Source organism: Polaribacter sp. Hel1_85 (assembly GCF_000766795.1).
Classification (GTDB): Bacteria; Bacteroidota; Bacteroidia; order Flavobacteriales; family Flavobacteriaceae; genus Polaribacter.
In genome coordinates this window covers 139,491-152,423 of sequence record NZ_JPDS01000003.1, presented here as the reverse complement: position 1 = coordinate 152,423, position 12,933 = coordinate 139,491, and the positions used below count along the sequence as shown (strand labels likewise).

Genomic DNA, 12,933 nt, shown 5'->3' with positions numbered 1-12,933 from the left:
ATTCCTGCAAAAATATAATTTTTTTTTTAAAAATGCTTTATTTTATTAACAATGTACTTGTAATCTTCAATATTGTTTACAAAATCCATTTTTGACACATCAATGATTAACAAATTTAAGTTTTTTTCAGTGTTTATAAAACTTTTATAACCATTATGAATACTTTTTAAGTAGGAGGTTTCTATACTTTGCTCATAATCTCTTCCTCTTTTTTTTATGTTCTCTAAAAGACGCTCTGTATTTTGAAATAAATAAATATATAAATCTGGTTTTGTAATTTCTTTGTACATCAAATCGAACATTTTTCTATATAATAAATATTCTTCTTTTTGTAATGTAACCTGTGCGAAAATTAAAGATTTAAAGATATAATAATCAGAAACTATAAAGTTCTTGAATAAGTCAAATTGAGCTAAATCATCGGTTAACTGTTGATATCTGTCGGCCAAGAAGCTCATTTCCAGTGGAAAAGCATATCTTTCTTTGTCTTCATAAAATTTTGGTAAAAAAGGGTTTTCTGCAAAACGTTCTAAAACTGTTTTTGCATTAAATTCATTTGAAATCATATTTGCTAAAGATGTTTTACCAGCACCTATGTTTCCTTCAATAGCAATATAGTTGTATTTTTCAGTAAGTGGTATCGGTCTTTTTAGCTTTTCATTTGTTAATATTATGTCTGAACTATCATTACAACTCTGTAAACAAGTAGAAATTTGCTTCTTTTCTATTGGATGTAAAACTGTACCTGCTATTTCAGACAAAGGAATCATTACAAATTTTCGCTGTAACATTCTAGGATGTGGAACAATTAACTTTTTTGATAATATTATTTGATCATCAATTAATAATATATCAATATCAATAATTCTATTTTGATACCCTGCTTCAGAAGTGCGTAATCTACCTAATTCATTCTCTATTTCTAATAAAGAATTCATTAAAGTTTCTGGTTGCTGATGAGTGGAGATTTTAATGCAAATATTTAAAAAATCTTCTCCTTCAAAACCCCAAGATCGGGTTTTGTATATAGATGAAATTTTTTTGATTTCCCCTACTTGTTGGTCTATTAAATTAATAGCATTTTGTAGGTTTTCAAATTTATTTCCTTGATTTGTACCTAATGATAAATATGTAATGCGTTGTATTTTCATAAAGAGTTACAAAGAAAATAAAAGCATTTATATTATTAGGTTTTAAACAAAAAAATCGTCAAATTATTTTGACGATTTTTAATATTAGTTAAATTATATAAAAGAGGTAGTTCTATTTATCAACTTCTATCTAATATAATAGGTCTTTTTTTTCTTAAGAAATACAACACAGCTAATAGTATTATAAACCCAAAAATAAGTATATAATACGTATATATTTTGGTGTTATTTTTAACCTTTATGTTAAAGCTAGGGGATAATTTACTTGTAATAAATTCAATTTTTTCACCTTTATAATTTGTGTACCAATTATAATTTTTTTGAGATTTCATTAGATCTAGCATAATAATGTTATATACTTTTTCTACTTCGGTACCTTTATATATAAGTGTATACTTTGTTGCATGGTTATGCGTATTATCCTTCTCAAGAATAACTTCTAATAAAGAAAGTTCTTCTCCATTAGCTTTATAAAGTTTAAGCTTGTCTTTAGCATAATTAAAAAAAATAGCATTGATTTCTTCTTCTGTTTTTGCATAGTTAAAGTCTGGGTCATATGCTATTAAAGCATTTCGTATAGTCCAAGGAAACTCACTGTGTACAACTGTATTATTGCCTTTTGTTACAATATCAAAATATGCTTTATCAGTATCATGTGCATACCCAAAAAGTATACACATGAAGCTAAATATATTTACTAATAAATATTTATTCATTATTTATGTATTTTTAGTTTCCACCTTGACGAAAATCATCAGAAGGTGTCCCTCTAAAATATCTTGGTATGCTTGGAAATTCATCTCCATCTGTTAATACATAATAATATGTGCCATTTGGGAATTCTGGAGTAACTCCTGTTCTACCATTGGTTTCATCTAGTGTTCCTAAATCTTCAATATATTCAAAATCTGCAGAATAAGCTCCGTTATATTCTGAGCAAGGAGCAGTTACTCCATCACCAGGTCTGTCACCTTCTTTTAATTGATAGCTAGATGTCATTGCAATTACATCTGAGCTACTATCGCTTGCGCTACTATATGCATATTTATAATAAATTGGAAAACCATCAGCTGCCCATCCAACTTGAACCATTTCTGTTCCATCTGAATCTAAAATTAAATCGTATAATGTTGGAGAACCATGGTAATGGTATTTACCAGATGGTTGCACATGCGCATAATTACAATCTAAACCAATAGGTACACTTAAAGCTTCTAAATTCCAGTCCCAGTTTGCATCTGGATCCATAATACCTAAATCACTATGAGGCCAAGGTTCTGCAGCAATTGGGTCTAATTCTACACCGTTTAGTAATACTCCGAACATGTATTCTGGTCCGCTATCTCCTTGAAGTGATGTTAAACTCCCTGTTGACACAGGATTCGTAGTTATAGTATAAGTTTCATTTTGGGCACTTATATCAGCATTCCTAAATTCACCAACTAAGTGGCTAGGAATATTATTTGTGGTAATATTTCTATTGTCACCGTCAATAACAAAACTATTTTCTTGAGTAATGTCTACTTCATTGTCACATGTAGCATTATTTTCGACGATTTCTTGCTGAACACATTCTGTTTCTTCTTCTTCTTCTTCTGTTATTTCTTCTGTACTATCATCAGAACTACAAGATTGTAATGTTGTAGTTAATATAATGATTGAAAAAAAACAGGTAAATAAATAATGAGGTTTCATTTTTAATTTCATAATTATTGTTTTTATTACTGTAGTTAATGTATTAGATGTTGTTTTTTTTAGAAACTTGTTCTTAATATATAAAAAAAATCCATAAAAGATTAAATTTAATCTTTTATGGATTTTTTTTTATAGTTGAAAGAAATTAATCCTCTTTTTTGTTTTCTCTAGGTTTTCTATCATCACGTCTGTTGTCACGTCCGCGATTATCTCTACCTCTGTTGTCTCTTCCACGATTATTATCTCTTGGTGGTCTTTCAACAAATCCTTCTGGTTTTTGTAAAATAGCTTTTCTAGAAACTTTTTCTTTACGAGTTCTTGGGTCTATTCCAAAATATTTTACGTCTAAAATATCACCCATTTTAACTACATCAGAAACATTATCTGTACGTTCCCAAGCTAATTCAGAAACATGTAATAAAACTTCATTTCCAGGAGCTTCAGTATATTCTACCACAGCACCAAAATCTAACATTTTAATTACTTTAACTTCATATACAGAACCTTTTTCTGGTTTGAATAACATAGATTCAATCTTAGCAATTACAGCTTCAATTCCTTCTGGTTTTGTACCTAAAATTTCAATAATTCCTTCTTCAGTTACAGGGTCTTCAGTAATTACAATTGTAGTTTCTGTTTCTTTCTGTAATTCTTGAATATTTTTACCACCTGGTCCAATAAATGCACCAATTAGTTCATTAGGAATTCTTCTGTTAATCATTTTAGGAGCATGATCTTTTACTTCTTCGTTTGGAGTAGTAATTGTATCAGTTAATTTTTCTAAAATATGTAAACGACCATTACGAGCTTGTTTTAGTGCATTTACTAAAATTTCGTAAGGAAGTCCTTTTACTTTAATATCCATTTGACAAGCAGTAATTCCTTCTGCAGTACCAGTTACTTTAAAGTCCATATCTCCTAAGTGATCTTCATCACCTAAAATATCAGATAAAACAGCGTAACGATCTCCGTCAGAAATTAATCCCATAGCAATACCAGAAACTGGTCTTGTCATTTGAACTCCTGCGTCCATTAATGCCATTGTACCAGCACAAACAGTAGCCATAGAAGAAGAACCATTAGATTCTAATACTTCAGATACAACTCTTACTGTATAAGGACAATCTGCAGGAACCATTCCTTTTAATGCTCTTTGAGCTAAATTACCATGACCAACTTCTCTACGAGATGTTCCTCTTAATGGTCTAGCTTCACCTGTACAAAAAGGAGGGAAGTTATAGTGTAAATAGAAGTTTTCTTCACCTTCGTAAGATGGCATATCTATTTTTATTGCATCTCTAGATGTTCCAAGAGTTACTGTAGCTAAAGCCTGAGTTTCTCCACGAGTAAAAATAGAAGAACCATGTGTTGATGGTAAATAATCTACCTCACACCAAATCGGTCTAATTTCATCAGTCTTACGACCATCTAAACGTAAACCTTCAGCTAAAGTTAATTCTCTAACTGCATTTTTTTGAGATTTGTTGAAGTATTTTCCAACTAAATCACCATAATCTTCTAATTCTTCTTCAGAAAAAGTAGCTTTTAATGCTTCTTTTACTTCAGAAAAAGCATTAGTACGCTCTACTTTAGAAGTTCCTTTTTTAGCAATTGCATAACATTTATCGTAACAAAAGTCATTTATTTTTGCTGCTAATTCTTCATCTTCTCTTTCTCCTTCGTATTCTCTTGTTTCTTTCTTACCAAAAGCTTCTGCTAATTTAACTTGAGCAGCACATTGAATTTTAATAGACTCATGTGCAAACTTAATAGCATCTGCCATTTCTTCTTCAGAAATTTCATCCATTTCACCTTCCACCATCATTACAGAATCAGCTGATGCTCCAATCATCATATCGATGTCAGATTCTGCTAATTGAGCTCTACTTGGGTTGATAACGAATTCTCCATTAACTCTTGCAACACGTGCTTCAGAAATTGGGCATTCGAATGGGAAATCTGATAATTGAATAGCTGCTGATGCTGCTAAACCTGCTAATGCATCTGGCATAACATCTTCATCATGAGACATTAATTGGATCATTACTTGTACTTCTGAATGATAATCTTTTGGAAATAATGGACGTAAAACACGGTCTACTAAACGCATTGTTAATACTTCTCCATCACTTGGTCTTGCTTCTCTTTTAAAGAATCCTCCTGGATAACGACCTGCAGCCGCAAATTTTTCTCTATAATCTACTGTTAAAGGTAAAAAATCTACTGTTCCTGCTTTGTAGCTTGATACTACAGTACATAATAACATTGCTTTACCCATTTGAACAACAACTGAACCGTGTGCTTGTTTTGCTAATTTACCGGTTTCTAATGAGATAGTTCTTCCATCTCCAAGGTCTATTACCTCTCTAAATACTTTTGGAATCATAAATTTTAATTCTAAATTTTAAATTTTTGTTTTGTTGTGTTGTTGTCTGTTGTTGCAATGGAAATTCAAAAATGCTGTTACTATTTTTGATTTTTTTATATAGATTCTGTTTGTTAGTCAGAATTAAATACTTTTTGATTCCTGCTTTCGCAAGATAGATAAATTATTGTTTTGTAGCTAGCTACAAGAATTTATCATAATAAAAAAGAGGCACGTTTATAGAGCCTCTTTTTGTAAGAATTATTTTCTAATTCCTAATTCTTTAATAATTGCACGATATCTATTGATTTCCGTTTTCTTAAGATAATCTAATAAACTTTTACGCTTACCTACTAACATTACTAACGAACGCTCAGTGTTAAAATCTTTACGATTTCTCTTTAAGTGCTCCGTTAAGTGGTTAATTCTGTGTGTAAATAATGCAATTTGACCTTCTGAAGAACCAGTATCGTTTTTTCCTTTACCGTGTTTTTCGAAGATGCTTTCTTTTACTTCTTTAGTTAAATACATTCCAATATTATTTAAATGATTATTATGTATATCAATGATTGTTTCATTGAAGCTGCAAATATATAATTATTTTTTTGAATAAAAACGGAACCAAAGTTCTTCTTTTGTAGTTTTACTCTAAAAATAAAAAAGCCAGCAATTGCTGGCTTTTTATATTATGCTCTTATGGGTATATTTTGTATTAAATCGATATACAAGTTTACCTGCTTTTTTAAGTTTTTACGTTCATAAATAGCATCTAAGAACCCATGTTCTAATACAAATTCAGATTTTTGAAAACCTTCTGGTAAATCTTTACCTGTAGTATCTTTTACAACTCTTGGTCCTGCAAAAGCAATTAATGCATTTGGTTCTGCAATATTAATATCTCCCAACATTGCATAAGATGCAGTTGTACCTCCAGTTGTTGGATCTGTACATAGAGAAATATATGGTATTTTAACTTCTGCTAATTGTGCTAGTTTTGCTGATGTTTTTACTAATTGCATTAATGAAAGTGAAGCTTCCATCATACGTGCACCACCAGATTTAGAAATCATTAAAAAAGGAATTTTGTTTTTTATTGAATAATCAATAGCTCTTGCTATTTTTTCTCCAACTACAGAACCCATTGAGCCTCCAATAAAAGCAAAATCCATAGCAGCTATTACTATCTCTTTCCCTAAAGACAACCCAACAGCAGTTCTAACAGCATCTTTTAATTTTGTTTTTTCCTGTGCAGCTTTTAATCTGTCTGGGTATTTTTTTGTGTCTTCAAATTTTAAAGGATCTTTTGATGTTAATTTCTCATCTAATTCTTTAAACTTATTGTCATCAAAAAATAATTCGAAATATTCTTTACTTCCTATTCTTACATGATAACCATCTTCTGGACTTACATATAAGTTTCTTTTTAATTCTTCTGTATCTATTACTTTTCCACTAGGAGTTTTATACCATAACCCTTTTGGAGTATCTTTTTTATCTTCTGTAGAAGTCTGTATTCCTTTATCCGTTCTTTTAAACCAAGCCATACTAGTTGTTTTGTTTTAGGTTGTTTCTAAATTTGCATCTAAAAATTTAGAAATACAAATGTAAAAGTTTTTTCTTTAAAGTTCCCTTTTTGACATCTAAAGTCATAAAAAAAGCACTTTGATTATATCAAAGTGCTTTTCGTTTATTTTAAAAGATGCTTATTATAAAGTATCTACGTTGTTTAAATCAGCAAAAGCTTGTTTTAAACGTGTTTTAAAAGTTAATTCACCTTCACGTAACCATTTTCTTGGGTCGTAGTATTTTTTGTTAGGTTGGTCTGCTCCATCAGGATTACCAATTTGAGTAGCTAAATAAGCTGCTTTTCCTTGCATGTAATCTCTAATTCCTTCTGTAAAAGCAAATTGTAAATCTGTATCAATATTCATTTTTACAACACCATAACCAATTGCTTCTCTAATTTCTTCTAAAGAAGATCCAGAACCTCCATGAAATACAAAATCGATATGGTTTTCTTCAACACCATATTTTTTTGTGATAAATTCTTGAGAATTTTTTAAGATTTTTGGAGTTAACTTTACATTTCCTGGTTTATAAACACCATGAACGTTACCAAAAGCTGCAGCAACTGTAAATTGAGGAGAAACTTTTAATAACTCTTCATAAGAATAAGCAACTTCTTCTGGTTGTGTGTATAATTTAGAAGCATCTACATCAGAATTGTCTACACCATCTTCTTCACCACCTGTAATACCTAATTCAATCTCTAAAGTCATACCCATTTTACTCATACGAGCTAGATATGTTTTACAAATTTCGATATTTTCTTCTAAAGGCTCTTCAGATAAATCTATCATATGAGAACTATATAAAGGTTTACCAGTTTCTGCAAAATGCTTTTCTGATGCATCTAATAAACCATCAATCCAAGGTAATAATTTTTTTGCAGCATGGTCAGTATGTAAAATTACAGGAACTCCATAAGCAACTGCTAATTCATGAATGTGTTTTGCACCAGCAACAGCACCTGCAATAGCTGCTTTTTCACCTTCGTTAGATAACCCTTTACCTGCATTAAATTGTGCACCACCATTTGAAAACTGAATGATTACTGGAGCGTTTAAATCTCTTGCAGTTTCTAAAACAGCATTGATTGTATCTGATCCAATTACGTTAACTGCTGGTAAAGCAAATCCTTTTTCTTTTGCAAAATTAAAAATATCTTGAACTTCTGTTCCAGTTGCAACACCTGGTTTTATATTATGACTCATGTTTGTTTTTTTTAATCATTAATTACTCATCAAAAGTACTAAAAATAGGTCTTAAAATATGAATAAAATAACGAAAACGTTATAGGTTTTTCGTTGTTTTTAGAATGGGTAGTTAATCCCTATGTTGTAAACAGCATTGGCAAAGTTGTAGTTTTTAAGCCATTTGTTACCAGTTAAATAAGGTTCATAGGTTTTAAAGCCAATATCAAAACGAAGAATTAAAAAGCTAAAATCTAATCTTGCTCCAAAGCCAGAGCCAATTGCAATGTTTTTTAATGACGATAAACTACTAAACTTAGCATCTTCATCAACAAAACTTGAGCCAGTAATGTCCCAAATATTTCCAGCATCAATAAATAAAGCTCCTTTTAACTTGCTTACAACATCAAATCTGTATTCTGCACTTGTAAGAAATTTAAGGCTTCCAACATTAAACTCTAACCCTGTGTTTCTACTTCCAGGACCTAATTCATAAGTTTGCCAAGCTCTAATATCATTAGAACCACCAGCAAAGTAACTTTTAGTAAAAGGAATATCTGAATTGTCATAAGGAATAATTGCACCTAAAAATGTTCTGAAACCTAAAACTGAATTAGCACCAACATCCCAAAAACGTTTGTATTCTAAATCTGTTTTAAAATATTGTGCTAAAGGTATTTTAGCAAATGTTTTTTTACCATTTGCATTCGTGTTTTTCGAAATTAATCCTAAAACATTTCCAGAATTAGCAATTCTTGCTTTAAAAAACGAAAAATTATTGTCGTTAAACTTTGTTTGACTATTATAAGTGTAAGAATAAGCTAGAACGGGAATTAAGAAATCGGATGTTATAATATTATATCTATTTAAAATATTTAAAGCAGTGTTGTAATCGTCAGGGTTTGTTGTTTTAAAACTATTGTTATCAGAAACTTTAGTCATAAAAATAATTGCCTTAGTCACTTGGTCTTCTATTTTATCTGAAAGTGGATGGTAGTTTGGGTCTGTTGTTGAGGTATTCGCTGCATCATATACTTCAGCAACATCATCTAAATTAGAAAATTCAGAACTATAAATATCAAAATAGCTACTAATGTTTAAATTTTGAATATACTGAGTGTTAAATATTTCTAATTGTATTGTTTTTTTTGGGTTAAACTGCCATTTGTAATCAGATAAAAATGTAAATGTTTGCCTGTCTAAACCTATGTTTTTTTGAAAGCTAGATCCTATAGAAAATAATGTTCTTGGAGACATTTCTTTTGGAACTAATTTACTTAAACCAAAAGGGGCAACTAATCTTGGTATTTCTAAAGAAGCATCTGCTCCAATTTCCCAACCAGGACCACTATTAGAATTAAAATAAGATCCTAAAAAAGAAAGTTTTAATAATTCTGCACCTCTAAAAGCATTTCTATTTGTTATAGAAAATTTTGCAGAAGAACCAATATTTCTAATATTAGAATGTGTTATTTCGGTTTCTAAACCTAGTGTATATTTCTCTGTTGGTGCTAATAAAATGTCCATTTTTAGTTCATTGTCAGTTCCAGGTATTTCACTAAATTTTATATTTGTAGACTTAAAGTTTTTAAGTGATTTTAAATGATTTCTTGTTAAGTTCCTTAAAGTGTCTTTGTAAATTCCATTCGGTTTTAAAAAAATGGATTGTGATAAAAATTTTGGGTTGTACTTGATTTTTCCATGAGCAAAGAAATTAATCCCTTTATAATTTAAAGAGTCTAATAAAGGTTCTCCTTTTTTTGTAAAAGAATAATCTGTAGTTACATTAACTTCAGTTATTTTTTTTATTTTATAAGGAGTATTAATATAACTACCATTTTTATCTTCTAATCTATTTCCAGAAATTAAAAACTCAACATTTGTCTTGTAATCAGCCCTTGTAGAGTCTACATAAAAACCTAATGAAGATTCTGTAAAGTTGTAAATACCATTGTTTCTAAATAGTTTTAAGACTCTACTAGCTTCATTTCTAAATGTTTTATCATTGTATTGACTTCCAGATTTTAGCATGGAAGAAGTGTTAGAGTTTTTATAAATAGAGTCTAAAACTGGAGACTCTATTTTAATGTTTATGGTGTCTAAAAGAGTTGGCTTTCCTTTTGTAATATGATATTCTACAGTGGCTTTTTTGTCTTTATATAAGTTTACAACAGTATCTACTTTAGATTTAAAATATCCTTGAGTCTTGTAGTATGCCCATAAGTTATCTGCAGTTCTTTTTATTTTTCTATTATTAATGATTTCTGGCCCTTGATATTTTAAAAACCAATTATTTAAACCAATAAAGGAGTTTGCATATCCAATACTTTGTTTTTCTGAAAAGATATTTTTGATAAAATTATATGAACGTGGGTTTTTTTTACCCCATTCTGATGGTGTTTTTGGTTTTTTATAGCTACCAATATTGTGCAAGTACAAAGCAAAAGGGAAATTTAAAAACCTTGGATTTGGTTTTTGAAGTATATATTTTTGAATATCACTGCTTTTATTTCTAACACTGTCAACAAAAATATAATTTTGCGTAAGCATGTGTTCATCTTCAGCAACATGTTTTGTGGAATTACATGAAACTAAAATGAGTAAGAATAAAAATGATAAAGAAAGTTTTTTCATTAATTTAGCAATGCTATCAAAATCAAAAATAGTATTTTTCGACGGTTTATTTCTATTTACAATCAATTAATGAGTATATCAAAAAATCAATTTAAATTAATAACAAGTTTATCTCAAAAAAAGTATAGACAAAAGCATAAATTATTTATAGCAGAAGGTATAAAAGTGGTGCAAGAATTATTGAATTCTTCTCTTGAAGTTGAAACACTTTTTTGTACTGATGATTTTTCTACGAATATTTCTGATGAAAATATAGTTCGGATTTCTGAAACAGATTTAAAGAAAATAAGTAATTTAAAAACACCCAATAAAGTTTTAGGTTTGTTTAAGTTTCCTGATGAAAAAGCTTTTAAAAACAAAGGGTTAGTTATTGCTTTAGACGCTATAAATGATCCTGGAAATTTAGGAACCATTATTCGTTTATGTGATTGGTTTGGTGTTGAGGAGTTAATTTGCTCAAAAGACACCGTAGATTGTTTTAACCAAAAAGTTGTGCAAGCAAGTATGGGGTCTTTAACAAGAATTTCTATACGTTATGTAGATTTAGCTGAATATTTATCAGCAACTAATTTACCAACTTTTATTGCAGATATGGATGGTGAAAACGTATACAAAACGAATTTACCAAAAGAAGGAATTCTTATTATGGGAAATGAAGCTAATGGAGTTTCTAATGAAATAAAAAAGTTGATTACTAATAAAATTTCGATACCAAGATTTGGAGAAATACAAGAAACTGAAAGTTTAAACGTAGCTACAGCTACTGCTATTTTATTAAGTGAGTTTAAACGAGGTTGTTAGTTTTTGTTAGCAAGTTTGAAAAAATACCTTTAAAAATCGCTGCATTAAACTTTGCAACTTTTTTACTTTAAAACTTTACAACTAATATCTACTCAAAAGCAAAAGTAAGAAATACACCACGAGTTCCCATATAATTTACAGGAGCTGTCCACTGACTTGTTCCATTTGCAGGATTGTCATATTTAATCTCGTTGTTTATTGCAAAAATTCCACGAATAGAAGGAGAGAATTTAAAGAAGTATAAATAAAAGTCTACACCTACACCAACTTCATACATAAAGTTGCTTGTATTCATTCTAAATTGTCCTGCAAAATTATCATCTTGGTTGTCTTCACTACTAGAAAAATTGTAGTTATATGAAACACCAGCTAATAGAAAAGGACGAATATTTTTATATTTATCTGTACTAAATTTTAATAATAACGGAATGTGTAAATAAGTAGAACTGGCTTCTCTAACACTGTCTTGAGGTATTGCTAAGTGATTAAAATATATTTTTTTAGCATTGGTTATTAAACCAGGTTCAAAACGTAAGTTTAAATTTTTATGCAATCGTAAATCTGCGATTAAACCTACATTAAATCCAGCAGTAGGTTCTACAGTTATACTTGCATTTGGAACCGAAGGAACATCTTTTAAACTTACTTTAAAATCATTTTGGTTTAGACCTAAATAAAAGCCATAATGTAATTTTCTTTTATCAAAAGTTGGTAGATATTCAACCCCTTCATTTTGTGCAAAAAAAGTAATTGAAGTTAAAAGGAAAAAACTGAAAATTATAAATTTTTTACTCATCATTATTTACATGCAGTATAAATTGTAGCAACTCCAAAAGTTACGGGTTTATCTTCTGTATTTGTAAACCCATTTTTTTGTAAAATATTGTTGAATGCTTCTCCAAAAGGAAAAGAATTTGCAGATTTTGATAAGTATGAATAGGCAACTTTGTCTTTAGAAAATAACTTGCCTACAATTGGTAAAAATAAATTAGTATATAATTTATAGCCCTGTTTAAAAGGGAACTTGGTTGGATTAGAGGTTTCTAAAATAACCAAAACACCTGTCGGTTTTAAAACTCTAGCAATTTCTTTAATTCCTTTGTTTAAGTTTGCGAAGTTTCTAACTCCAAATGAAACTGTAATTGCATCAAAAGTATTATCCTTAAAAGGCATTTCTTCTGAATCGCCAACAATCATTTCTATTTTGTCTGATAGATTTTCTTTTGCAATTTTTTGTTTTCCAACTTCTAACATTCCTTCAGAAATGTCTAAACCTACAATTCTATCAGGATTTAAAGCAGCCATCATTATAGCTAAGTCTCCAGTTCCTGTGGCGATATCTAAAATTTGTTTCGGATTGTTTTGCCCAACAATCTTCACTACTTTTTTACGCCATTTTACATCAATTCCTAAAGAAATAACTCTGTTTAAACCATCGTAATTTTCAGAAATGTTATCAAACATTTTAGCAACTTGCTCTTTCTTACCAAGTTTAGAACCTTTGTATGGGTTTATCTTTTCTGCTGACATTCTA

The 12,933-nt window shown here is 29.7% G+C and carries 11 protein-coding genes; 1 reads left to right on the top strand and 10 read right to left on the bottom strand.

The window, feature by feature from the left end:
• Positions 1-26: 26 nt before the first annotated feature.
• The 8 genes from folK to PHEL85_RS14345 all read right to left on the bottom strand — a co-directional run bounded on the left by folK (position 27) and on the right by PHEL85_RS14345 (position 10,598).
• On the bottom strand, positions 27-1,151 hold the full coding sequence (gene folK / locus PHEL85_RS14380) for a 2-amino-4-hydroxy-6-hydroxymethyldihydropteridine diphosphokinase (protein WP_036826756.1): 1,125 nt from the start codon (positions 1,149-1,151) through the stop codon (positions 27-29).
• A gap of 119 nt (positions 1,152-1,270) precedes the next feature.
• A complete protein-coding gene (locus tag PHEL85_RS14375) occupies positions 1,271-1,831 on the bottom strand; it encodes a hypothetical protein (protein WP_156109254.1) in 561 nt (186 codons plus the stop codon).
• Between the two features lie 49 nt (positions 1,832-1,880).
• On the bottom strand, positions 1,881-2,858 hold the full coding sequence (locus PHEL85_RS14370) for a YHYH protein (protein WP_052108596.1): 978 nt from the start codon (positions 2,856-2,858) through the stop codon (positions 1,881-1,883).
• A gap of 133 nt (positions 2,859-2,991) precedes the next feature.
• Entirely contained in the window at positions 2,992-5,232 is a 2,241-nt protein-coding gene (locus tag PHEL85_RS14365; protein ID WP_036826752.1) for a polyribonucleotide nucleotidyltransferase, read from the bottom strand.
• A 240-nt stretch (positions 5,233-5,472) separates the two neighbouring features.
• Entirely contained in the window at positions 5,473-5,742 is a 270-nt protein-coding gene (gene rpsO / locus PHEL85_RS14360) for a 30S ribosomal protein S15 (protein WP_036826749.1), read from the bottom strand.
• Positions 5,743-5,897: 155 nt separating this feature from the next.
• Positions 5,898-6,755, bottom strand: coding sequence for an acetyl-CoA carboxylase, carboxyltransferase subunit beta (accD, locus tag PHEL85_RS14355; RefSeq protein WP_036826747.1), 858 nt, complete (start codon positions 6,753-6,755; stop codon positions 5,898-5,900).
• A gap of 162 nt (positions 6,756-6,917) precedes the next feature.
• Positions 6,918-7,985: a class II fructose-bisphosphate aldolase gene (gene fbaA, locus PHEL85_RS14350; RefSeq protein WP_036826744.1), complete on the bottom strand. Its 1,068-nt coding sequence runs from the start codon at positions 7,983-7,985 to the stop codon at positions 6,918-6,920.
• Between the two features lie 99 nt (positions 7,986-8,084).
• A complete protein-coding gene (locus PHEL85_RS14345) occupies positions 8,085-10,598 on the bottom strand; it encodes a BamA/TamA family outer membrane protein (protein WP_036827891.1) in 2,514 nt (837 codons plus the stop codon).
• A 69-nt stretch (positions 10,599-10,667) separates the two neighbouring features.
• On the opposite strand from PHEL85_RS14345, the gene PHEL85_RS14340 reads away from it, so the two are divergent.
• The gene (locus tag PHEL85_RS14340) at positions 10,668-11,399 is read left to right on the top strand and encodes a TrmH family RNA methyltransferase (protein WP_036826741.1); all 732 of its coding nucleotides are present in this window, start codon (positions 10,668-10,670) and stop codon (positions 11,397-11,399) included.
• A gap of 88 nt (positions 11,400-11,487) precedes the next feature.
• Here the strand turns inward: PHEL85_RS14340 and PHEL85_RS14335 are convergent, their stop codons facing one another.
• Both PHEL85_RS14335 and ubiE read right to left on the bottom strand, forming a co-directional pair.
• Entirely contained in the window at positions 11,488-12,198 is a 711-nt protein-coding gene (locus PHEL85_RS14335) for a porin family protein (RefSeq protein ID WP_235318292.1), read from the bottom strand.
• Entirely contained in the window at positions 12,198-12,929 is a 732-nt protein-coding gene (gene ubiE, locus PHEL85_RS14330; protein ID WP_036826739.1) for a bifunctional demethylmenaquinone methyltransferase/2-methoxy-6-polyprenyl-1,4-benzoquinol methylase UbiE, read from the bottom strand. Before ubiE ends, PHEL85_RS14335 begins: the two co-directional genes overlap by 1 nt.
• Between the last annotated feature and the right edge of the window lie 4 nt (positions 12,930-12,933).

Coding starts and splice junctions, on each gene's coding strand:
- folK (WP_036826756.1), bottom strand. CDS start 1,151: ATGAAAATACAACGCATTACATATTTATCATTAGGTACAAATCAAGGA.
- PHEL85_RS14375 (WP_156109254.1), bottom strand. CDS start 1,831: ATGTGTATACTTTTTGGGTATGCACATGATACTGATAAAGCATATTTT.
- PHEL85_RS14370 (WP_052108596.1), bottom strand. CDS start 2,858: ATGAAATTAAAAATGAAACCTCATTATTTATTTACCTGTTTTTTTTCA.
- PHEL85_RS14365 (WP_036826752.1), bottom strand. CDS start 5,232: ATGATTCCAAAAGTATTTAGAGAGGTAATAGACCTTGGAGATGGAAGA.
- rpsO (WP_036826749.1), bottom strand. CDS start 5,742: ATGTATTTAACTAAAGAAGTAAAAGAAAGCATCTTCGAAAAACACGGT.
- accD (WP_036826747.1), bottom strand. CDS start 6,755: ATGGCTTGGTTTAAAAGAACGGATAAAGGAATACAGACTTCTACAGAA.
- fbaA (WP_036826744.1), bottom strand. CDS start 7,985: ATGAGTCATAATATAAAACCAGGTGTTGCAACTGGAACAGAAGTTCAA.
- PHEL85_RS14345 (WP_036827891.1), bottom strand. CDS start 10,598: ATGAAAAAACTTTCTTTATCATTTTTATTCTTACTCATTTTAGTTTCA.
- PHEL85_RS14340 (WP_036826741.1), top strand. CDS start 10,668: ATGAGTATATCAAAAAATCAATTTAAATTAATAACAAGTTTATCTCAA.
- PHEL85_RS14335 (WP_235318292.1), bottom strand. CDS start 12,198: ATGATGAGTAAAAAATTTATAATTTTCAGTTTTTTCCTTTTAACTTCA.
- ubiE (WP_036826739.1), bottom strand. CDS start 12,929: ATGTCAGCAGAAAAGATAAACCCATACAAAGGTTCTAAACTTGGTAAG.